Genomic DNA, 24,548 nt, shown 5'->3' on the forward strand with positions numbered 1-24,548 from the left:
TTTTTTAAAAAGAGTTTCTATAAACCCGTAAAAAAAATACGTTAAATCCATAAAAAACAAACAGTTACAGATTTAACACATTTCTTAAACGGTGCTTTTGTAATTTTATTTTATATATTATTTTTTAACATTTATTTATGTTTATTTTAATCGAAAACCAAGCCCTATATTATGTGTAATATTATTTAGTTCATTAAGGTTTATTCTATAACTAGCAAACCAATTACTTTTATGATTGTATAACATCCCTATACTAATATTATCAAATTGCGTTTTATTTCCTCCTACTTCTCCAAATGTATATATATGACTTTTGGAAACTGGTGGATAATGAATTGTTTTTCTCTCTGTAATTGTTCTAGGTACTTTGAGCTTATAATTGATTTCACTATCTATCAATTCTCCTTTTATAATGCTTTTTGTATATAGATCAAAATCTTGATTGCTTATAGTATCCTGATATATTCTAGCTTTATCATATAGATATGCATATTGTTCTTCTATGTCTTCTTCTTCATAAACAACTATAGGTTCTTCTTTTTCTACATATTTTGGGATATAAACTGTTTTGTATTTAACCGTTTCAATTTTTATGGTATCTATTTTATTTTGCCAGATAGTATCTCTTATAATTTCAACTTTAGGAGTGGTATCATTTTTTTCTCTTGAACATCTCGTTATACTTAATACATATAATATTAATCCTATAACCAGAATTAATAACACTCTAATAGTATAGTTAGTTTTCATAAGTTATATGTTCGTTTTTTTGATCTTTATTATTAGCATACTGTCCTTTCCCTTTTTAGGAAAGGACAGCTAAAGTTTACCCTATTTTTTTCCATTGATTGCCGTTAAAGCCATAAAAGCTTCCGTTATCAAAAATCATAGTTCCTGCTCCTTGTGATGGCACTGGAGTTGTAGCCCCATCTGTTATTCCTGTATATCCAGAGTTTGTCAATTTAACTGTATTAAAGTTTCCTTCTTCAGCTTCAACAGTTCCTTCTACAATTGCATTTCCTGATTTTACAACTAATTTTGCTTCTGGCTTATAAGCTGCATGTGATCCTATAACAACTCTAGAATTAGGTTTTACCAATTGTACATAAAACTGATCTTCTGAAACTTGACCTGCTTTAAAGAATTCGGTTTGATTTTTATCGTTTAAAGAAAGAAATGATTGTCCGTCTTTTTCTGCATAAAATCTAAAACGTCCTTTATTATTTTGATCTTCTATTCCCAGAAATACAGAGTCTTTTTCATTAAGTACATCCATTGCTGGAAAATCAAAGAAATGTAATAATCGTTGCTGAAAACCATTTTCGTAAGTATCAATGATTCTTCCTAAGGCTAAGCATCCACTATTAAGATTTCGTTCATCATATGAACTCCAACTCTGTGCCTGTGATAAATCTCGATCTATCGCAATTTGAGCATTAAATGTTCCTCCGTCTTTTTTTGATACAAAGCTATCCATAACATTTTCGTATTGATTTTGTGTAGGTTGATCCCCAGTTTCAAAATATGTTTTTAGGGTTTCTATATTTTTCTTCATCTTCTTTTTTTGTTTTTTGATTGAATTGAATTCTTATGCTATGCGCTATTTATCTACCATCACTTCCTGATGTTAAATAATATGTTCCTCTTACTCTTATTGTTCCATTTACGGCACTTAGTTTAGGCATCGTTACATATCTATTATTTGCTTTTACATTAATGTAAAGCACTTCTTGTCCGATTGTCGTCACTCCTGCATAAGCATCAGAAAGATCATAGTTTGTTTCTAATCCTGAGATTTGATCTTGGAATCCTTCTAACTGTACTTGAAATAAAGTTTGATCTACATCTACTATATTTCTCCCAAAGGTTGGTAATCCATAGATGTATAATGATTCTGTAGTTCCTTCTTCTAATGCCAAGCCTGTATACACTATTGAGAAATCCACTCGATTTCCTGTTTTATACGATACTCCTATTCCTTCGACTCCATAAGATGCTCTCCCTGAACTTATTTCTGGTGAAAAACTTTCTCGTTCTGCGATTCCGCTTGTTGTTGTCACCGTTTGTTGAAGACTAATTTGTGTATCATCTGATAAGGTGATGGTTGGTCTTCCTTCTACTTCTTCATATAGTTTAATTACTTTGCCGTCATCTTCATGACGCAAACTATCAATAAGATCTTCATACTGATTTTGTGTAGGTTGATCTCCTGTTTCAAAATACGTTTTAAGTACTTCTTTTGTTCTTTTCATTACTATTGTTTTTTGATTTTTTTATCATTTTTACGGTATCGATACTTTAACAATAGGTCAAAGTATCGATACCGTATTTTATTTATCGGGTACTTGTTTTTTCTTCTTGTGACATGCTTTCTATCACGCCTTTTACTGTTCCTTTTTTAAAATAGCTTATCAATGCTTTAAATGGATTTACTCCATAAATCTTATCAAAGTTTTCTAAAATGGATTTGATTTCTGTAATGGCTATAAATCCTGCTATTACTCGTTGAAACGGAATTTCTTTTACAATAAATTCTTCTAGCAGAAATGCGGATAGAATCACCAGATTATAAATAAAAAATTTTGATACCGTATGTGCTATTCGTGCACTGCGTATGGGGACTTTGTTTTTTACTGAAGCATAGGCTCCTGTAATAAAATCTACCATGATCAAAAATCCTATGGTAAACATTACTGTTTTGATCGGAGATATTAATGTAAGTAACCAAAAGATGTACTGCATGCTTTTATCCATTTTTTAATAGTTTTTTGTAATCTAATACTCGACTCTTAGGATATGCTTTTATACATACGCTATTGTTTTGGTTTCCTCCTAGTATGTATACATATCTAGCAGTTTCTTTAATATAAAACCCTACATGCCCTTTCCAACTTCTTGGAGATTCTCTCCATAATATCACTAGATCTCCTAGTGTAGGCGTATCTGTAGATTGCCCAATAGACAACCAACTACGTGCGTTTAATTTGCCGCTATAAGGATAGTTTGTCGTTTTGGCTACCCAATTGACAAACGCACTACACCATGCAGTTTCGTCATGTAGTTTTGCTCCATCAAAACCAATTTCATCAAAGTATGCTACAATTTGAGGATTATCTTTTGGGCCAATAGTCTCCTTGACGCCATACTGTGTAAGCGCTTTTTGTATTAAATTCATGGGTTGATTTTTTGATGATTTTTTAGTTTTAGAATAGGTAATTATTCTAAAACAAGATTACTGACATTTATTAATGGTTAATTCTAAAGTATTTAACAAATGTCTTTTTGATAATTTCTGTTCGTTTTTTGATTTTCTTTATTTTACATCGTTTATTCGGTATTATGTTTGAATAGAACAATTTATGTTTCTTACTTCGTTTTTTGATTTCTTAACCAGAATGGTTTAAGTTTTGAAAGTAAAATTTCTATCCAACAACGATTGATTATTGTATCATTTCTAACTTAATAGTATTTATCAAAATAGAAATGATGTAAAAACACTGTTTTAAAAAACAAGATTTACTGTGTATTTGAAAGCTTTACAAATATAATATATATTACAGATGTATACAAACATTTTACACAAAAAACATAAATAAAATTGTATTATGTTGCAACTTATGTATTATCACAGTTTTATTTATAAAAAAAACGTTTTATCAGAATAAATGATAAAACGGTTAAGTTCTTTAGTCTACTATAAGATTATTTAAATCGATTCCATTCCTGTTTCTTTAGCTACAATATTGTAATATTCTCTTTGAGAAACCCATCCTTCCGTTATTAATTCACCTTGCTCAGAATATTCTCTAAAAACTACAGAAGTAGCTCCATACATTAACGTTTCTTCCTTTATCATTCCATTAGAAAAATATTCTATTTCCCATCCCATAGTTTGTCCATTAACGTGCTCCTGTTCTAATAATACATTTCCATTATCATAATATTCAAAGATTACAAATCCAGTATATGGTTCTCCTTTATACCAATATTCTTCTCCAATATATTTACCATGACCTTTATCTTCTAGATTTTTATAATATCGTCTTATTATTTCTGGTCTTTTCATTTAAACATCATTCTTAAAAGGAGGTATCCCTATAATCAAAGCACATTCATTATAAAGTTCTTCTGTGGCAACAAGCCCCCCTCTTTCATAATTAATCACTATTAACTTCTTACCCTAGCTAGTCTTAAATCTACACTATCATTAATCATTTCGCTAAAAGTTGGGAAACTTAAGATATCATTATTCCTTTTTTGTCTAAAAATATATCTTTATAATGTTATTCTTTTAAAAATAATTTCCATTCAGTCAAAAGGTTAATAACTTCTCTTAATGGCATTTCTATATCTCTAAAATCAGATACCTTTGATTTTAAATATGCCTTTTTTCTATCACAATTAAAAACACCTATATCTTCACTAATTATCCATTCTGTATTTTCTGTTATTTCATCAATCGTCTTTCTTCCTTGCGCTATTGTTTCCAATTCTTCTATTGTTTCTTCAACATTATATTTCGTATCTGAAATGAAATACGCTAATAAATCATACGATTCATTTATTGCTATAGGCTCTTGTACAATTCTGCCTAGTGAGTCTTTATCTCCAAATCTTATTTTTTTCATGTTTCTAATAAAAAAGTGCCTTAGTAACACTAAGACACTTTCTCTCTTTTATAATTAATCACTATTAACTTCTTACCCTAGCTAGCCTTAAATCTACAAAAGCTTTTATCATTTCACCAAAAGTTGAAAATGGCATTTTCCATATGATTTCTCCATCATCTGAATCATATCCTTTATCTATAGAACAGTTCCATGGTTGTGGATCATCTCCTTCATCTAAATATATTATTCCAAAAATCTTACTATATAATTCTTTTACTATAACTATAGGTCTAGTCATTTCTATTCCTCGTTCTTTTAAATCGTCTTTAAGCATTATAGAAGCTTTTACCAACCATTCATCACTTATTCCTATATCTAATGGAGCATAATTTCCCATTAAAAATAAATATTCCCTAAACGCTTTAGGAAATTGTTTTCCTTCCCCTAAAAGCGCTAACTCCATCTCTTTAATTTTTTCTATGGAAGTAGCTTTTGTTGGTATTCCTTCTTTTTTAATCTCTTCAAAATTCTCTTCTAAATATTTTAAATATTCTATTTGCATGTATACAAACTAATTCAAATGCTTTTCTTTCTTTTTAAGTATTTTTCTACCCAACTATAATCTGTTCCTGTTATAAATCCTAAATGATAATATTGTAAATTCTTCATTTTATTTCTTATCATTTTTTGAGTATCTCTTTCTCTATCTTCATATTCATTATACTCAATATCTAAATGTTCTTCTGGATTATAATTCTCAATACATTCTAAATAAACTATATCTACATATTCTGCATTTAATTCTTTTCCATTATCATAAGTTAAAAAAGTCATATTAATACCATCTTCTGGTACATCATATAATTCTATCTCACAGGTGGGAAACTTTATGATTAATGTATTAAATAACTCATCATCTTCAATAACATCATATGGTAATGGCCATGTAAATTCATTCATTACTTCCTTTACCATCTCTATAGTCATATAACTCTCAGGTATATAATTTTCTTTCTTGTTTATCATTTTATTTTTTAATTTTTGTAGCAATTTCACCTTCTATTTTATATCCATTTTTTAATAAATATTTCACCTCTCTACCAAATATAGTCGGAACTTTTTTTCCGTAAATATCAGTAGCAAACATATCTTTATCTTTCAAAAAAACATATTTAGATTTTTCTAATTTAGGATCTGTAACAAAACGTACATCATCTCCTCTTTTTATTATATCATCTAACCATGGTCTATTAACTTGGTTCCAAAAGTCTTCTGTTACATTTTTCCAATATAATTTAGGGTTAGTTTTTTCAAGGTGTTTATACGTATCTTTTATTTTGAACCAAATAGGAGAAGATAATAAATCTGTACCTCCTATATTTATACCTTGATTCCATAAGTCAGGTGCTTTTTTTCCTAATTCTTTTATTCTTAACACATCATCGACTAAACCAGTTACAGCAACCGTAGCATCAAGCTTTAATCTTATTATTGAATCACCATATATTTTTTTAAAGTTTCTTCCTATTAACTCCAATTCTTTACCTCTTGTAAATTTAGCAATTACTTTTCCTTTAGAGATAATGTTTGTTGTTTTTCCTATACTTGAAACTACTTCATCCAAATACCTCCCTAAATTCCCTTTCTTTAATTCTTCAAGAATCTCTTTAAGCTTTAATTTTGCCTGTGCTTTATCTCCTCTAAAAACCTCTTTTTCTTTAAACAAAAAGACAAACTCATCGTTTTTGTATAAAAACTGTAGTTTATATGTAGCTAATCGACTTAATGTTTCTTTCTTAATAACAAACTTAAAAATACGTGTCAGTTCGCTTAAAGCAATGATCGTAAAACTAGGATAGGCACTTAACAATCGTTGATTTACACTTAATACAGCAGCTACTTGTACGTCTAGAATCTTATCTTGTATCCACAGAAATACATCATCTAAAGCTTTGGGCACATTTTTGGCTATTTTTCGCAATGCTGCAAAAAGGTCTATAATAAGATTTATGCTCAATATAGCTACTTTTCGTGTTGTTTTATAAATTCCGTTTAATAAACTTGTAAACGCATCTGCCATTTTTGTTATGGCTTCGGCTATGGTTTTTGCTCCACCTGTAAGTATACTAAAAATGACTTCTTCTATTAAAAATCCTATAATATAACCATAAGCATAGCCTACTTTATCACTTGTAATTCCTAAAGTTGGATCTTTGGCCAATGCTACTAATATCTTAATTTGAAAATCTAATAGTGCTTTTACATTTTTTAAACTGATCAGATTCCAAACACTATCTAACATGTTTTCTAAGAGTTCTAGAAACAAACTGATCTGTGAAGTCGGACTTGATATGGTTTCTAGTTGTGACTTTCCTATGGCAATAACCAGACGGCATATAAAACTTAGTAACTGAAAAATTCCTGCAACTGCATCTACTAAACTATTGATTATCCCTACCAGAGTAGCATTGATTCTATAATATTGAGCAATGATAAAGTTTACGCCATATTTTAAAACTTGTTTGATAAAGTCTTCTATTAATTGCATCCATTGTTTTAAGGTCTCAAATCGCGCTTTGATCACTGCTTCTAATGATCCTATATTCCAAGCTTCTAAAGCATCATCTATATGTTTCTCGATTTGCTTAAAGATTTCCTGAAATGGCGCAAGCATCTTTGCTTCGTCTATTTCTGCTTTACGTTCTGATGCTTTTTGTGATAACCATTCTTTACCTGGTAATAGTGGATTGTAGTTAGGATCAATATTACCTTCTTCGTTATAAACTTTCCAACGGGTCTCAGGTAATTTTAATGCTTCTGTAATCTCTTTGGCTATAAAATCCATTACATCTGCAACTTCTTCTAATACAAAATGCGAAGGCAAGAGTACTAATCTTAAAGTTTCTGATACTCCTTTTTGTACATAATAATTAAGACTATCGTTATAAGCTATAGCATCTTTTATTAGTTCCTTTAAATCTACTGGAGTGATCTCTACTTCATGGTATTTAAATACTTTGGCTAAATCTTGATACGAAATGTTTACTATTTTAGGTATTTCTGCTCCTATTTTTACTCTAGTAACACTTCCAGCTAAGTTATTTCCTATATCATTTTCTACAAATAATACTATTTCTTTTGCCCGTACCTCATCAATCTGTTGGTATGCTCTTTCGATCTTTGCACCATCATCCGACACGAATGCAAAAATGGAAATGCCTAGCTCGACTAATTGCTCTGGCAATCTAATCAATTCTGGTAGTCGTTTTTGCTTAGCATTCTCTTCTGTATTCTTGTCTATTTTTGAAGTTCCTAAAATGACTACTTCTTCTAGTTCTAATCCTTGCGGAATATAGACTAATTCTTCTTCTCCATAAGAGAATGTCTCATAGTTCCCCGGAACCCCAGGTAATTGTACATTTATATTCTGGGGGATTATTTGTCCTGTAGGGATTAAATAATCTTGTACTATAGCTGCTTTTAAAGGTGTTTTTCTTGTTAATAATTGTACATTATTTCCTTGCTTTTTTATAAAAGCGTAAACACCTTCTGGTAATGGTGGTGTTGTGTGCTGTGTAGCGTTTAATGGGGCTACTATCTCATTAAACACGGTAAGACGTGCTGTATTTTGATACCGTTGCTTAAAGCGCTGCAGCCCATATTCATATGCATGCATAGGCTAATTCGTTTTTTGAAAAATGATTATGAATGGATTGTATTTTATAAGGGCTCATATTTAAGGTATGAGCCCTTATTTCTCTATATTGATACGTATTAATTATCTTATAGAATTGTAGTATCGCCTATAATATCACTACCTACTCCTACAGCGTTAGTATCTGTATCGTTGGTATTTAGGTCTTCTTCTCCTACTTGAGTGATCGGATTATCTCCTGCTCCACCACAATCGGTATTACATGGCAATCCTTCTACATTAAGCCCTATAGTTCCAGCTTGTAAAACAGTTAATGCTGTAGGGATTCTAGATTCCCATGTTTCTTCTACTACACTTTCTGGTTCGCGTAACTCTTCTACAATAGACACAAACTCTGGATCATCTATAGTAGGTACTTGTCCGCCGCTCCAGATTTGTCCTGTAGCCAGATACCAATTTACCATTTCTTCAAAACCAGGTCGTACAGTTACTATAACTCTAGCCATTCCGCTTTGTAAAAAAGCTTTAAACAATGGATCATCGTTTGAAATATTATACTTTGCTACCCAATTGTTTTTATCACTCCAATAGAATGGATAGAAATTATAACTCATGATATCCCATTCAAAAGCTTGTTCAAAAAACTTAACACGAGCTGCATAAGTTTCTAAAGCTTCACTTGTATGATTAGGTACGATTCCAGAAGCTGTAGTTGCTCCATTAAATAAACCAGAAATACCCACTTTTTCGTGTCCTAATAAATAGGTAATGCAATTTTTGCGTAAAACTGTTTTTTCTAATTCTCTATACAATCCAGGATTTACACGTACTTTATCTTTTTGTTCGCTTTCTAATTGACCTTTACGAGCTAAGTAATTTTCTAATTTTTCTTCATAAGCGTCTATGATTGTATTATACGCTTTTAATTTCCATGTTTCTTCTCCTTCTGGAGTTAACTCACATACTACTGAAGTTGTGATATCTCCACTTACGTGATTTCCTAAAGTGTATGAGACAGGAACTTCTGTTGTAAATGGTTTTCTAAAGCTTAAATATTCTCCTCTAGTAGAATATTGTAAGGTATGATGTATTAAACGACCTTTATATGTTTTTACTAAATCTCCTATACTAAGAGATAATAAAACTCCTTGATCATCACCATCTCCCGAAGCATTAAAAACTCCATATGCTTTGGTGGCTTTATATCCTCCTGGAACTTGAATTACACCACTTCCCGAATTAGATTCTGTATGATCCAATGCTCCACCACCACTATGAATAATATGGAATGATTTACCTACGGTAACCATTGCTTCTGGCTTCGCTTCTATTTCTGCGTTATACACACCTGCCCAATACAATAACTGATCTGTAGTTACATTTTTAATTGAATTACTTAAGGTATATCGCTCTGCTTTTCTAGGGTCAATAGGGCGCTCGAGTGTATCTTCTTTGGCAATATTTTGATATTCGCTTTGTGCTAGATTATGAAACATTGCCGGTTCTGGAATCATAAATTCATACATCAAACGCTTTCCATAATTCAGAACTTTATTTTTATACACTTTATCTATCCATCTGTATACTCCAGAAACATGTGTATTCCCTTCTCGATTATCATAACCATGCGCATTATTTTCTTCGTATTCTTCGATGATTTTGGTTACCCTTTCTTCTCGTACTTTTTCTACGATACGTTCTAAGGCTCTTTCTGTCATTTCTTGTGCATGATCTACTGCCTGACTATTAGAGTCTTCTTTACTCGTATTGTTTGCATAACTAGCACTTGTATTAACACTCGTAATCCCATTGGTATATGCAGCGCCTACTCCTGCCCCAAAAGATTGATCTTGGGCTGTTAATGAAGAAATCTCTCTACTCATCTCAAAACGATCTGTAGATGCGGTTTCTGTTAATGACTCTACCTCACGCTCACTAGATATCGTATCTGTAGTATCAGAACGACGTAATCTACGTGTTGATCGTTCTTTATATTCGCGAGCCATAATATTCTCGATATGCGAAACTTCTCCTGGAACATAACAGCATACTTCTTGCTCTACTCTACGATAATCTGCTATCCCTAATCGCTGTAGCCCAAAGGTAACGGATTCATCATCATTAGAAGTTGTTGTTCCTCCACCTTTTATTACTAATTTTCCTAGCGCACATGCTTTTAATGTTAATCCTACAGCATCAAACGTATAGGTTTCTCCATTAGTAAATTTAATTTCGCCTTTAAAACTTTCTATATCACTGTCTATTCTTACACTAGAAGTAAATAATTCTAGCGTAATTGTATTTCCGCTTCTAGTTTGTCTAAATACTCCTGTAGTGTTTGATGAAGGATTTGCACTAAGTTTTAAATGATATACAGTACTTGCTACCTCATAACTGTTATTAGGAACTTCTATTGCAATATTGATCGTATGCATAAAACTGGCTCTACTTCTTCTTGTACAACATTTAAAAGAAAATGGAGCTGCACTTCGCTCTCTTACTGGCAATGTTGTTCCTAATACATTTACTTCTTGAGCTGTTGTTTTTACATTTTGAGTTAAAGTTTCATGGAGTTCTTTAACTTCTTCTGCAATAACATTGTATACTTCTTCAAAATTTTCTATAAGCCTCTCCTCTTGTAATGTTTTCACATATGCCAAGGTATCTTCACTAATGTTTTTACTTAAAGTACTTTCGTCAAGCGGCATTGCCAACTCAAAGGTATATGTTGGTAAGTTTAGATTCTCGTATGCTGTAACCGTAGCTGTTTTTCCTGTTACTTCATCTGTTACTACACGATCTGTTTTTGTAGCTGCGCTATAAGCTTGCTGTACTTCACTTTCGTAAGTTTTATCATAGGCTAATCTCGCTTTTTCTTGCGTTCGCTCATAGGTTTGCGCTGCTATTTTTAATTCTTTTTCATATCGTCGAAGTTCTTCGATTGTTGCTTCGATATCAGCTTTTTCGAGTAGTTGATTAAACTTCTCTTCGGTATTGTCTTTAAGTTTTGCTACAGTATTTTTTGAAGCATCATTTACAATAAAAGCTTTATCCAAAACTACTCTAGCTTGCGCTAGTTTCTGGAAAGCTTCATCTGTTTCGGCTACTTTGTCATATTTTTCTAAGAAAAAATCTCCTACTAAAATAGCTAATAACATATCTCTTACATAAGCAGATCCCTGTGTAAGAATATTGTGTTGTAAATCGTCCCAAATTTGTCGTATTTGAGTAACTGTAGGTCGTTGTACTCCTATATCTGCTATTTGTTCTTTGACTTGAACTACCGCAAGTTTCTTTCTATTTTTTACTAACCATTTAGAAAACCTGTATAATTGAGGATAGCTTGTTCTCAATAATTTATTTGATGCAAAACTAACTGTATATTCGTTTACTGCTGTAGCTACAGCTTGTTTCATAGTTGCTGTACTACTTTCTGGTGCTAGTTCTTGTACTGCATTTACAAAAGGGGAAATTTGACCTTGAGGGTATGTGATAAAATTTTCCTGTTTTGCTTCTTCTTCTATTAATTCTGGGGATCTTAAGGTAACAAATCTATATATAGTATGCTTTAGATTTTGATTCATTAAATTTTGATTTTTAATTACACATAGCTTTAGAGTTGTTTTTTATGTTTTCAACTCTCTGTATAGCTTTCAAATACACAGTTTGAGTTGTTTTTTAAAATCATAAAAAATATACGCGCTATTAAGCTTTGTATAACGTTACCTTATCCAAGCAAATGTTTGAATAATTAACTGTTGTTTGATTGATTTGATTGATGAAATGGACCTCTTTTTTCGATATTTATTACATTTTACAGACATAATTTCTTACATCTGAATTATTTTTAGTATTTTAGCAACAAATTACAATGCAAATATAAATCATTTTACAGATTAAAACAAACATTTAACAGTTGTTTTTGTAAAATGTTTTAAAAACTATAATTATGGAAAGTATTCATGAAAAAATAAGGGAGATTATCTTGTACTTTCATCTTAATAATAATTCATTTTCAAAACGATTAGGGGTTACCAGTACTACTATTGATAGTATTACTAACGGAAGACCTCAACCTGATGGAACTCGTAAACGTACAAAACCAGGATATGATTTATTAACGAGTATCATTAATGAATTTAATATTAATCCTGATTACTTATTTGGTAAAAGTACGGCAATGTTACAATCTGATACCAAAAAGATTCAAACATATGCTGGTATTCCTCAAGTAGTTGCTGTAAATCATCAAGGTGACGAAAATGTAGTCTATGTTCCTATCAAAGCTAGAGCAGGTTATCTAGATGGTTATGGCGATGCCGAATATATTGAAACGCTACCTTCTTTTAATATGCCTCATTTAAACAATGGTACTTATCGTTGTTTTGAGGTACAAGGAAACTCTATGGTACGTACTTTTTTTGATGGAGATTTAGTTTTCGGAAAATATGTAGAAGATCTTAGCGATATTAAAGATGGTCGTGTATATGTAATTGTTAGTCACAATGATGGTATTGTTTTAAAACGTGTTATTAACCGTATCGAAGAACGCGGAAAACTCATCTTAAAATCAGATAATAAAGATGGTAATTATCCTACTTATACTATGAATGTAGAAGACATTATGGAGGTATGGTATGTTACTATGTTTGCTTCAAAACAAATGCCAGAACCAGTTGATGTTTATGATCGTTTGCACGATCTAGAAAGTAAAGTTATCTTTCTTGAAGAAGAATTAAGAAATAAAAATTAGGAAGTTATGTTTATGACTTCCTTTTTTTATATCATTCCCCTTCCTCATTTTTTTTAGATCTTAATACTCGTCTTTTCTTAAATACACTTTTTTAACCGCTCTACAGTTAATTTTGTGCCCACAACGACAATAAAGCATTATTATTGTTTTAGTTTTTACGGTTTTACCATCTTTCTTTTGCGCCGTCAACACACTACAAAACAACGTTTTATACAATTATTTTAGTATTTTCGCCCATATCATAATCACACAAACACATTACAAATCATGAAAAAACCTATTTTAGTATTACAGGTACTATTGGTGGCGTTTCTACTTTTCAGTTGTCAATCTGAGGAGTTAGTACTAGAAGATAACGCTGTTATTACAGAAAAAGAAACTTCTATTGACAAGAAAAAACTAGCTTTTAATTTGATTGATCTTTTACAGGATTCAGGTTTTAAAGCTAATACTTTACAGGGCTTACAAAAGGATCACTCTCCAGGAATCAAACTCTCAACATTATTACAACAAAACAGTACAAAAGCTAATAATCCTGCTTATGCTGCTTTAATGAATTCTATTACTCAGGCTGAAGAAAGGGCTAAATCATTTCCTGATGTAATTGAAATTCCTGAATTATGGTTACAACAACCACTTCAAAAAACTTCTGATTTTTCAAACTTATTAGTTGCTTTTGCTCCTGAAGGAGACGAAAGCGAATGGACTTCTATCGTGGCTTACACATTAGATAAACAAGAAGTAAATTTAGAGGTACACTCTCTTCCTTCTGTTCCTGTTCTTGTTATAGAAACTTCCGGTTTTGAAACTTTAAAAATGGAAGTTGACTATATGAATCAAGAGTTACAAGCTTCTGGTTTACAAAATACGCGTTTTGCTTCTAGTAAAATGGATTTATCTCCTACTTCTAAAGCAAATAGCGGGCTTCAAACTACAAAACTTGACAAGATTCGTTTAAACAATGACGAAGAGCCATGGATTAGTGGTGCAGCAGAAATCTATGCGATTACTTCTGGTATTAAAAACACTAATAAAGAGCCAGAAATTAAGATTATTCCTATGTATTACCTTGATCATGATGGTACTGATTACTACCCTAATCAAGTAATGCTTTTCTGGGATGATTACAGATATCAAGCTGCTAATATTCAGTTATTCGAAAAAGATAGCAACAACAATTATAAAAGTCTTGTTACTGCTATTACTAACGGAGTTTTCCAGATCATAGGTTTAGTTTCTCAACAACCATGGGTTAATGTTTTAGGTGCTGTAGCAGCTGCTATTCTTGAAGCAACTCCAGATGAGTGGTATACTAATGATGATGACTATGTAGATTCTTTTTATACTATCGAGAAAAACAAAAGATATACAAATTATATGGGAGCTAGAGCTAATGCGAAAGTAAATCTTTCTCCTTTTACAATACTTGACAATTAATACCACTCTTTGTGGTACCAATTACTTTTTGTTATAAATTTTGAGTAAGGGAGTCTACGGACTTCCTTATTTTTTTACCAATTGATATGCGGATGCTTTTCTTGTAAATGATTCTTCTTGAATTCTAATTTATGAAGAAATTGCTGGTGCTGACGACTATTTTCTTGAAAAGGTCTATGCTGTAATCCTCTTTGCACTGTAGCTACAGCTTTCATGGTTGCATATGATTCTATAGCTATCCATGATTCCTGAAACTTTTCCCATATATAATCTACTGCAATTGAGCTAGGATGAATCATATCATCTTTATAAAAACGATAATCCCTTAATTCGTCCATCATTAACTCATATGAAGGAAAGTAGTTTAACTCTGGTTGTGCTGCGATTACCTCGTGTATGGCGCTTATTAAATGTGCTTTACTCCTTGTATTCTCGATAAAACCATCTTTTATATGTCGCACTGGTGATACCGTAAAGATTACATTGGCTGCTTTATTTAATTTTTTAATCAAGTATACAATATGGTTTAAACTATCTGTTATATCCTTAATTGATAATAACTCCTTTGTAAACTCATTTTGCGGAATTTTATGGCAATTTGCCACAAGCATATCCAGTGCTTTTAATCGATAAACCCAAGCTGTTCCCAGTGTTATGATCACATGTGTCGTTGAGGTTAACTGTGCTTTTGTCGTTTTAAGCGCTCCGTTAAGACGCTCTAACATTTGTTGTTTATCGACTCCGCTCATGCAGGAATGTGCATCAAAACAATGCCATAATTCATTATGAAAAAAGAGATCTTCTGGTGTATATTCGTCTTCATTACTTACCATCCATAAAAAGGTTTCTATCGCTTTAGGATGAAAGAGAATTCCAAACGGATTTTGTAGGTTCTGGAATTTATAATATTCTAGTTTTTCTCCTACATTTTCTACAAAACAGGAACCTATCAACGTCAATTGAGAATGATAGTCAATTTTAGGTTCTTTTGCCTGTATCGGAATCTGGGTTTGTAATTTCATATTTGAAGATAAAAAATTCCCTCTCGATTATGGAGAGGGAATAAATATATTAAAGTTTTACTTTTTATAAAAGCAATCCTATAGCGATCTATGCTTATTCGTTAAGATAGGCTTTTGCATTTTCTAATGCTTCGGCAATTCCATCTGGATTTTTACCTCCTGCAGTAGCAAAGAACGCTTGTCCTCCACCACCTCCTTGGATATACTTACCAAGTTCTCTTACTACTTTTCCAGCGTTAAGTCCTTTCTCTTCTACTAAGTTTTTAGAGATATAACACGATAATAACGCTTTTCCGTTTTGAGAAGTTCCAAACAATAAGAATAAATTCTCTATTTCTCCTCCTAATTCAAAACATAAGTTCTTTATACCTGCTGCATCAAGATCCACTTCTTTTGCCAAGAATTGTACTCCGTTTACCGTTGTCAACTCATTTTTAAGAGAAGCTTTAAGGTTTTTTGCTTTATCTTTTAATAAGGCTTCTACTTGCTTTTTCAGCTTAGCGTTCTCATCTTGTAATCCTACAATTGCCTTGATTGGATCTTTAGGATTTTTTAAAGCATCTTTTATTTCATAAAATGCTCTATTGTTTTCAAAATAAAACTCTTTTGTCGCATCTGCAGTAATCGCTTCTATACGTCTGATTCCTGAAGCAATAGCGCTTTCTGATTTTATTTTAAAATGCCAAATATCTCCTGTATTCTCTACATGAGTTCCTCCACATAATTCTATAGATTCTCCAAATCGAATTGTACGCACTGCATCACCATATTTCTCACCAAATAAAGCCATAGCTCCTTGTCTTTGCGCTTCGTCCATAGAAACACTACGCTGCTCTACTAATGATAACTTACCTTCGATACGTGCATTTACAAAGTTCTCTACGTCTCTTAATTCTTCTACAGTCAATTTATTATAATGACTAAAATCAAAACGTAAATACTTAGAATGTACCGCAGATCCTTTTTGCTCTACATGCGTTCCTAAAACGCTACGTAATGCCTGATGCAATAAATGCGTTGCAGTATGATTACACGCTGTTCTAAAACGTTGCTTCTCATCTACAACAGCTTTAAACGTTTCGTTTACATTCTTTGGTAAATTCTTAGCAATATGCATTACTAAGCTATTTTCCTTTTTTGTATCAATGATATAAACTACTTCTCCGTTTGCTGCTTCTAGATATCCTTTATCTCCTACTTGTCCTCCTCCTTCTGCATAGAAAGGTGTTAGGTTAAATACCAATTGATATTGCTCTCCTTCTTTTTTAGTCTCTACCTTTCTGTACCTTACGATCTTTACTTGAGATTCTAAAGTATCATATCCTACAAATTCTGTTTCAGTATCATCATCAAGGATTACCCAATCTCCAGTTTCCATAGCTGTAGCTGCACGACCTCCTTCTTTTTGTTTCTGCATTTCTGTATCAAAAACATCTTCTTCATAAGTCATCCCTTTTTCGCTAAGGATTAGCCCTGTTAAATCTTTAGGGAATCCATAAGTATCAAATAATTTGAATACTTTTTTACCAGAAACTACTGTTCCTTTTGTTTCAGCAATAATAGAATCTAGAAGTACTAGTCCTTGCTCTAATGTTCTTAAAAAAGATTGTTCTTCTTCTTTTATTACATTTTGGATCAATTGTTTTTGATCCTTTAATTCTGGGAATGCGTCTCCCATCTTTTTAGACAATACATCTACTAGTCTATAGATAAACGGCTCTTTTGTATTTAAAAATGTAAATCCATAGCGGATTGCTCTACGCAAAATTCTACGAATCACATATCCTGCACCTGTATTACTCGGTAATTGCCCATCTGCTATAGCGAATGCTACTGCTCTCACGTGATCTGCGATTACACGTATAGCTACACTTACTTTTCCATCTTCATCTGTAGGTAAGCTATCTTTATCATACTCTGCTTGAGTAATTGTCTCTATTTCTCTGATTAACGGTGTAAATACATCGGTATCATAATTAGATTTTACATCTTGTAATACCATACATAGACGCTCAAATCCCATACCTGTATCTACATGTTGTGCAGGCAATTTTTCTAGAGAACCATCTGCTTTTCTATTAAATTGCATAAATACCAAGTTCCAGATCTCTACAACTTGTGGATGATCTTGATTTACTAAATCTCTTCCTGGTACTTTTGCTTTTTCTTCTGCCGATCGTATATCTACATGAATTTCTGAACATGGACCACATGGACCTTGGTCTCCCATTTCCCAGAAATTATCTTTCTTATTCCCCATGATGATACGATCTTCTGGTACGATATCCTTCCATAAATCAAATGCTTCTTGATCCATTTCTAGATTATCATCTTTTGCACCTTCAAATACTGATACATAAAGAATGTCCTTATCTATTTTATACACTTCGGTAAGTAATTCCCATGCCCAGTGTATCGCTTCTTTCTTGAAATAATCTCCAAAACTCCAGTTTCCTAGCATTTCAAACATCGTATGGTGATACGTATCCATACCTACTTCTTCAAGATCATTATGTTTACCGCTTACTCTTAAACACTTTTGAGTATCAGAGATACGGTTGCTTTTCGGAGTACTATTTCCTAAAAAATATTCTTTAAACTGGTTCATCCCGGCGTTTGTGAACATCAGGGTTGGGTCATTTTTAATAACCATAGGGGCCGAGGCCACAATACTGTGTTTTTTGGATTCAAAAAATTCTAAAAACTTAGTTCTAATGTCTTGGGATTTCATAGTTTAATTTTCTGCTATATTTAATTTTTTCTCGACTTTACAACATTTTACTATCTTTGTCCGAATTACTTACAAAATAGTATAACGGTTTATAATCGATATTTTGCAAAAATAGCATATTTTAAATTATGTCAAAGGTTAAATATTACTATGATAGTGAGACGCTTTCTTATCGAAAGATTGAACCTAAAAAAGGTCAGAAATTCGGTATAGCTATACTTGTACTTATAGGTTTAACTATAACTAGTGCAGCATTGCTTCTTATCTATCTTAACATACCTCAACTTGAAACGCCAAAAGAAAAGGCATACAAGCGAGAACTAGATAACATGAAGCTCCAATATGAGCTCCTTAATAAACGTATAGAAAGAGATGAACAAATCTTAAAAGAGATCGCAGATAGAGACGATCATATTTATCGACTGTATTTTGGTGCGCCTCCTATTCCGGCAGAGCAACGTAATGCAGGATTTGGTGGAGTAAACCGCTATAAAGATCTTGAAGGGTTTGATCATTCTAACACTATTATTAAAGCTAGTGAGGACATTGATAAACTTACAAAGCAGATTGTAGTTCAATCAAAGTCTCTTGATGAGATTGCCGAATTAGCAAAGAAAAAGGAAGAATTGTTAGCAACTATTCCTGCTATACAACCGATCAAAAACGAAGATTTAAGACGTATGGCATCTGGTTATGGGTGGCGAACAGATCCTTTTACTAAGGCTAGAAAATTTCATTACGGTATGGATTTCTCTGCTAATCGAGGTACGCCTATCTATGCTACCGGTAATGGTGTTGTAACTAGAGCTGATGCTAATTCTATAGGATACGGAAGACATATACGTATCGATCACGGTTTTAACTATGTAAGCCTTTATGCGCATCTTAACAAATACAATGTTAAAAAAGGGCAAAAAGTTAAACGTGGTGATATCATAGGTTTTGTAGGGAGTACAGGAAGATCTGTTGCTCCACACTTGCATTACGAAATCTTTAAAAATGGTAAACGTATCAATCCTCGTAATTTCTACTACGGAAGTTTAACTTCTCAAGAATTTAATGAAATGCTAAAAGCTTCATCTCTAATTAATGAAACCTTGGATTAAATTTTTGTTTTATATCTAAAAAGCTTAATTTCATATTTGAAAAACGCTTGAAAACTTATGTATGTAGATTTACCGAAAAAAATGTATTATGGAATTGGAGAGGTTGCTGATGCATTTGATGTAAATTCTTCTTTAATTCGATTCTGGGAAAAAGAGTTTGATATCCTTAAGCCTAAAAAAAATGCAAAAGGAAATCGAAAGTTCACTAAGGATGATATCAAAAATCTTGAATTGATTTATCACCTTGTTAAAGAACGTGGCTTTACTCTTGAAGGAGCAAAAGTTCATCTTAAAGAACAACGACAACAGGCTTTGGATAGTTTTGATATTATTAGAAAGCTTAACAATATAAAAGCACAACTTATAAAAATTAAAGAGCAATTGTAATTTCATAACTGCTCTTTTTTTTTAATATTATTTTGTCTTTTCTTTTACATTCTAATTCATTTAAGATCAAGAGTGAAGAGTGCTTAGCTACGAAGGATGAGTTGGCTTGAATATAAAACACAAAGAGCTTAATTAGTTCATTTAGTTGTTTTTAAGTTCTGTAGTTGATGATTTTAGAGTAAACAAATCTAAAATCAAAATTTGCAATCGTTATTCTTAATTCTGTATTTGACATTCATAAATATAATATGCACACAACTTTTAACATTGCCCCTTGAATATTGTTTTTTGATCACAGTCATTTTTTCAAAAAACTCGCTATCAGTCAGTAATAAAATACAGCTAAATTTTATACTATATTTTAGCGTATAAACCTCATTGTTTACTCTCAATTCTTTTACGTATTTACCGCAGCCTAACATCACTATATATCTATATCTTTGTTAAAAATTCTAAATGCATTTTTAGACTTTTTTATTCATACTATATAAGCTGTTTTTAAAGAATTTTTCTATTGAGAAATTGCTTTTTTTATCAATTAATTATTTACAAGGGGAGAAAGAGGTTATTCGTTTTGAATAGCCTCTTTCTTATTGTTTTTGTTTTTAATTCTTAAAAAATAACAAGATGAGTTATAATAGAAAGAATACCTAATACAAAATATCCATAACTCTTTTTTCTCGCTTTTAACTTTTGTTCATTATTAATCTCAACTTTTACAGGAACTTTAACTTGTTTCATTCCCTCAAATCGAAGTCCTGTTTTATATCTTCTATCTTTTACATATATTGGTTTATGTTTGATTTTATACATTTTCACAAACTTTTTGTTGAAGTTTATAAATCCACGATAAATTATTATTAAACCTCCTAAAACAGGTAATAACCCAGAAATTATTATCGCCCACAAAAGCTTTACCCAGATATATTCTTTTTCTTTAATCATCTCCATAAATGAATAATTTGTAATTGTTTATTATACATTATTTAATGATATCTAAAATAGTTGTGATTAATAGTTAATCTTATCCTATATAGTGATGGTTTTACTCCTTAGTTCTAAGGATATTTTGGTTTTATTTAGTTTGAGAAATAGCCTTTTACAGTCTTTGGCTACAAATACAATAATCATTATGATTGTGGATACTGAGCTTGTTTGGTCACTGAGCCTGCCGAAGTGACCGTAAACTCAATAACTAAAACATTTTAATTTATCATTTTAGCTTAATTGAGCATATTCTTTTTTACATCAACAAAACAAAATCAAAATAAAATCTTATCGAAAAAAAACATCATCTAAAACTATAGTTTTAGATGATGTTTAATCTATTTAATAACTGTAATCCTTATTTAGGACTAGTCAATGATATATTCGTATTGTGTTGTATTATTCCTTGATAAATCGAGTCGTTTGAATTTCATTATCACTCATCAAATTTATGATATACATTCCTTTAGCTAAGTCACCGATATTTACTCGTACATTTCCAGCTACAATATTAATAGGGAATTCCTTAATGTGTTTCCCATCCATCGTAAAAATCAATAATTGACCATTTACTTTTTCTTCATCGGTTACAAACGAAATGTTAATTTCATTTTGAACAGGATTAGGATACACATTTAATGTTGCCACATCCATTATAACTGTTTGTCCAACCCCAGTTGTATAAACTACTTCAGGGAATTCTTCGTTATTATTAGCAAGGGTACTACTAGTACTAGTTGGTGTTAGAAAAGAATCATCATAACACAACAACTCTTCTATCCAATTAGTTTGATTATTTACTCCATATAACGTCTTGGCACAAGCTGCTGTTGAGTATATTTCCGAATTAGAGAAAATAGATACATTAGGAGCATTATATTGACTCAAGCTAAAGTTGTCGTAAGTGTTAATTGTTCCTGAAGCACTGTAAATATCATATGCATTACTATTTGAGTAGAAAGTATTCATTCCTGGCTCAGTCGCCGAACCAATATTACCACTTAGATTATGATTATAAATACCATAATGCCCATAATTATAGAAGAAATTATTTCTAATTTTTGGCAATTCATCAGAACTGTTTAATCCCCCAACATACATCGCATTAACCGAGTTTAACACACAATTGCTGCTAATTTCATTATTTGTGCTACTGCTATTACCATAATAGCGAATTCCAATTCCCTGATGTATACTTCCCGTAAAATCATCAATGTCAATTTCGTTACAAGCAACTTTTACATGACTGATATAAGGCAATTGAATTCCTCTCAATGATGCTCGTTTAATTGAATTATCAACCACCAAAGAGTTGGTCCCTCGATTTATTGTAATACCATTCGAGGTTTGTGAAATAAAATTAGTTCTATACTCACTTTGATCACAATTGTAGGTATAAATACCATTGTCAATAATTCCATTATTCGAAGAAATTTCGTTTCCGCTTATAACACCATTAACCATATTTCCCATTCGAATTCCATAAATAAGATTTCTATCTATCGCCAGTATTCTGTTATTCGCAATGTGAGCCTCATCATTTGGTGAATCTTCAAATGTACAATAGATACCAGTAGCCGCATTCACAATTTCATTATTATTGATGAAAGCACTATTGGTTCGTTGCATATAAATCCCGTAATTGATAAAAGCAATATCAGAAGTATTTTGCACTGAGTTACCAGCTACTTCTCCTTCGAAATCTGTTCCACTAGAATAGAGAAAAGTAGTACCTGTACTTACATTACAGCTTGCTGCTGAAGGATAATCATTATCGACTACAAACTCGTTGTGTGTAATAGCAGCATTATAAACCCCACATGAAGCGATAATACCATTCAGGCAATTTTTAAATAAAGTACCGTGTACTTCTGCTTCCGATTGATTAGTAAATTCTAATGCAACACGCGCATTTTTAAATGTACATTCGTTTATTCGGTTATCAGTAGATGCATCAAAATCTAAACCATTCCAAACTTCATTGACATCACATGGACGGAATACAGAGTTGTTGGCTCTTAATTTTGCATCATTGATGAAATCAATTTCAGCGCAACTTCCAAATATGACATCTACATTGGTAATATCTAGTGTAGCACCATCTACGGTGACTGTAACATTGTCGGCAATATACACTTTATCATCCCAAATTGTATTTTGAGTAATAGTTAGATTATTTTCGATTATAGTAGAAGATGAAGCCTGTGCACATTCACAAATGCTTTCGGCCTCTCTAATTTCAACCTCATCAATAACTCTACATCCATTGGTAAAATACACTTCAAGCTTATAAATTCCCGGCTCAGAAACTTCTAATGTTGGAAAGGTTTCTCCTGTCAGTAAAACACCGTTTTTATACCATCTGTAACTGTTAACAGTTTGCCCCATTGGATCTAATATAGAATTGAGGATAACTGTGTTTAAATCGGAACATAAAATGTCAGATCCTGAAATTTGAATTTCTGTTTTCCACTGAGGTACTTCAATAAACTCAGGCAAGTTATAGACCTTAACATTTAACATTTGGGAGTGATTATTAAAAACAAATGCTGGAGATGAAGCATCAACATTGGGTGTTACTATATCACTCAAGAAAGATTTGTTCGGAGCGGTTGATTGCTCATGAACCATATAAATTCTGCTTCCATCTGGTGATGTCTCTAATCCACCTCCCCAATGACTTAACCATGTAGCAATGGTTGTTTGGGTACCTGCACTCAAATTGTGTTGAATTAGCTTAGGAGAATGTGTTGCCATAGTATACAAGAATTCTCCGTTTGGAGAAAATTCTAAATCATAAACTTCATTACATTGAACCGTTTTAAAATCATTCGCATCTACAACGTTATTAGAGTCAACATTAACAGTTCCAGTTTCGGTATTGAATTCAAAAATATAGGCTGCATCTCCAATTCGGTCAGAGGCACCAATTATTACAAAAGGCTCCCCTTGAGTTGACCTTGTATTGTAGGTAAATTGCATGATTGAATATCGATCCACATTTACATCTTCTAAATGAAATGTAAAATGTGGTGTTAATGTACTCAATGAATCAATTGTTAAAGCATCAATTCTATATACGTTAAATGTTGAGTGATTTTGTCCTTCTACAGAAGTTGGATCTGAGTCTCTGGTAAACAACCAAAAAACCATTGGATCAACAAGTGATGGAACAATCATCAATCCTTCTCCTATCTTGTTACCTATATCTACAGGTGTGCTAATGGTTCCATCAGTGGAATAGACAGCTACACTTAACGGGCCTCTGCTCCATGTACCATTTTGTTTTCCTGTAGGATTCGAAAAAATAAAGTAATCGTCCCTCATCGGACATATAGGAACTGGACAAACAGCAACAGGTTGAGCAGAAGAGGGGTTCCCTTTTAGGTTAGAGTCCTGTTGAACATGATTCTCATCATACACGAATTTCCCGTCAGTAAAAAACATTAAGTCACCTGTTTCGAGATTATTAGCAATAAAAGTTGCTTCAAAACCAAAATCAGGGCTTACTGTAGGCCCTGGTAAAACAGGGGTTAAAAGACCACTAGAACCGTCGAATTGATAAGTGGAGTTTGGAACACCATAGGGTCTTCCAAAAAACCAGTTGGATTTTTCATTTTGTGCGAATGTGATGAATACAACACAATTTAGTAATACTGTTAATAGTTTTTTCATTTTGATTAGTTATTTAAGTTACTCTTATAATCACAAAACTATTAAGTATCAAAACTGAAAAAGTCTCAAACAGGTATTCGACCTGTTAAAGGTGACAAACTACAAACAAAAGCGATTAATCTGCAAAAATGAATTAAGCGCAAATAATTAAAACAATAACATTAAAGTTATTAGAAAGTGTTGAC

At 32.1% G+C, this 24,548-nt stretch carries 19 protein-coding genes; 4 read left to right on the forward strand and 15 right to left on the reverse strand.

Annotated features, from left to right (window positions below):
• Positions 1–141: 141 nt before the first annotated feature.
• From ACYEKI_RS11880 to ACYEKI_RS11930, 11 genes are all read right to left on the reverse strand, one after another.
• Positions 142–750, reverse strand: coding sequence for a hypothetical protein (locus tag ACYEKI_RS11880; RefSeq protein ID WP_459211412.1), 609 nt, complete (start codon positions 748–750; stop codon positions 142–144).
• Between the two features lie 76 nt (positions 751–826).
• A complete protein-coding gene (locus tag ACYEKI_RS11885) occupies positions 827–1,555 on the reverse strand; it encodes a hypothetical protein (RefSeq protein WP_459211413.1) in 729 nt (242 codons plus the stop codon).
• A 49-nt stretch (positions 1,556–1,604) separates the two neighbouring features.
• Positions 1,605–2,252: a hypothetical protein gene (locus tag ACYEKI_RS11890; RefSeq protein ID WP_459211414.1), complete on the reverse strand. Its 648-nt coding sequence runs from the start codon at positions 2,250–2,252 to the stop codon at positions 1,605–1,607.
• A gap of 82 nt (positions 2,253–2,334) precedes the next feature.
• Positions 2,335–2,754, reverse strand: a complete 420-nt coding sequence (locus tag ACYEKI_RS11895; protein ID WP_459211415.1) for a phage holin family protein — start codon at positions 2,752–2,754, stop codon at positions 2,335–2,337.
• Positions 2,747–3,175 carry a TIGR02594 family protein gene (locus ACYEKI_RS11900; protein WP_459211416.1) on the reverse strand — a complete coding sequence of 143 codons (429 nt, stop codon included), beginning with the start codon at positions 3,173–3,175 and terminating at the stop codon, positions 2,747–2,749. Before ACYEKI_RS11900 ends, ACYEKI_RS11895 begins: the two co-directional genes overlap by 8 nt.
• A 531-nt stretch (positions 3,176–3,706) precedes the next feature.
• Positions 3,707–4,066 (reverse strand): hypothetical protein, encoded by a 360-nt coding sequence (locus tag ACYEKI_RS11905; RefSeq protein WP_459211417.1) that lies wholly within the window; start codon positions 4,064–4,066, stop codon positions 3,707–3,709.
• Positions 4,067–4,283: 217 nt separating this feature from the next.
• Entirely contained in the window at positions 4,284–4,628 is a 345-nt protein-coding gene (locus ACYEKI_RS11910; protein ID WP_459211418.1) for a hypothetical protein, read from the reverse strand.
• A gap of 64 nt (positions 4,629–4,692) precedes the next feature.
• The gene (locus tag ACYEKI_RS11915; protein WP_459211419.1) at positions 4,693–5,172 is read right to left on the reverse strand and encodes a hypothetical protein; all 480 of its coding nucleotides are present in this window, start codon (positions 5,170–5,172) and stop codon (positions 4,693–4,695) included.
• A 14-nt stretch (positions 5,173–5,186) separates the two neighbouring features.
• The gene (locus tag ACYEKI_RS11920; protein WP_459211420.1) at positions 5,187–5,636 is read right to left on the reverse strand and encodes a hypothetical protein; all 450 of its coding nucleotides are present in this window, start codon (positions 5,634–5,636) and stop codon (positions 5,187–5,189) included.
• Position 5,637: 1 nt separating this feature from the next.
• Positions 5,638–8,286 (reverse strand): HAD family hydrolase, encoded by a 2,649-nt coding sequence (locus ACYEKI_RS11925; protein WP_459211421.1) that lies wholly within the window; start codon positions 8,284–8,286, stop codon positions 5,638–5,640.
• Between the two features lie 107 nt (positions 8,287–8,393).
• Complete coding sequence (locus ACYEKI_RS11930; protein WP_459211422.1) at positions 8,394–11,849, reverse strand: hypothetical protein; 3,456 nt, start codon at positions 11,847–11,849, stop codon at positions 8,394–8,396.
• A gap of 365 nt (positions 11,850–12,214) precedes the next feature.
• Here ACYEKI_RS11930 and ACYEKI_RS11935 point away from each other — a divergent pair, with 365 nt between their 5' ends.
• Together ACYEKI_RS11935 and ACYEKI_RS11940 are read left to right on the forward strand one after the other, a co-directional pair.
• Positions 12,215–13,018 carry a S24 family peptidase gene (locus ACYEKI_RS11935; RefSeq protein ID WP_459211423.1) on the forward strand — a complete coding sequence of 268 codons (804 nt, stop codon included), beginning with the start codon at positions 12,215–12,217 and terminating at the stop codon, positions 13,016–13,018.
• A 267-nt stretch (positions 13,019–13,285) separates the two neighbouring features.
• The gene (locus tag ACYEKI_RS11940) at positions 13,286–14,455 is read left to right on the forward strand and encodes a DUF3103 family protein (protein WP_459211424.1); all 1,170 of its coding nucleotides are present in this window, start codon (positions 13,286–13,288) and stop codon (positions 14,453–14,455) included.
• Positions 14,456–14,529: 74 nt separating this feature from the next.
• Here ACYEKI_RS11940 and ACYEKI_RS11945 read toward each other — a convergent pair whose 3' ends face one another.
• Together ACYEKI_RS11945 and alaS are read right to left on the reverse strand one after the other, a co-directional pair.
• Positions 14,530–15,477 (reverse strand): GSCFA domain-containing protein, encoded by a 948-nt coding sequence (locus ACYEKI_RS11945; RefSeq protein ID WP_459211425.1) that lies wholly within the window; start codon positions 15,475–15,477, stop codon positions 14,530–14,532.
• A gap of 94 nt (positions 15,478–15,571) precedes the next feature.
• Positions 15,572–18,208, reverse strand: coding sequence for an alanine--tRNA ligase (gene alaS, locus ACYEKI_RS11950; protein ID WP_459211426.1), 2,637 nt, complete (start codon positions 18,206–18,208; stop codon positions 15,572–15,574).
• A gap of 128 nt (positions 18,209–18,336) precedes the next feature.
• Between alaS and ACYEKI_RS11955 the strand changes: the two genes are divergently transcribed.
• Both ACYEKI_RS11955 and ACYEKI_RS11960 read left to right on the forward strand, forming a co-directional pair.
• Complete coding sequence (locus ACYEKI_RS11955) at positions 18,337–19,314, forward strand: M23 family metallopeptidase (protein ID WP_459211427.1); 978 nt, start codon at positions 18,337–18,339, stop codon at positions 19,312–19,314.
• A 57-nt stretch (positions 19,315–19,371) separates the two neighbouring features.
• On the forward strand, positions 19,372–19,701 hold the full coding sequence (locus tag ACYEKI_RS11960; RefSeq protein ID WP_459211428.1) for a MerR family transcriptional regulator: 330 nt from the start codon (positions 19,372–19,374) through the stop codon (positions 19,699–19,701).
• 612 nt (positions 19,702–20,313) lie between these two features.
• Here ACYEKI_RS11960 and ACYEKI_RS11965 read toward each other — a convergent pair.
• Complete coding sequence (locus ACYEKI_RS11965) at positions 20,314–20,652, reverse strand: hypothetical protein (protein ID WP_459211429.1); 339 nt, start codon at positions 20,650–20,652, stop codon at positions 20,314–20,316.
• A gap of 435 nt (positions 20,653–21,087) precedes the next feature.
• On the reverse strand, positions 21,088–24,363 hold the full coding sequence (locus ACYEKI_RS11970) for a T9SS type A sorting domain-containing protein (RefSeq protein WP_459211430.1): 3,276 nt from the start codon (positions 24,361–24,363) through the stop codon (positions 21,088–21,090).
• Between the last annotated feature and the right edge of the window lie 185 nt (positions 24,364–24,548).

Source organism: Aquimarina rhabdastrellae, assembly GCA_947387485.1.
Lineage (GTDB): Bacteria > Bacteroidota > Bacteroidia > Flavobacteriales > Flavobacteriaceae > Aquimarina.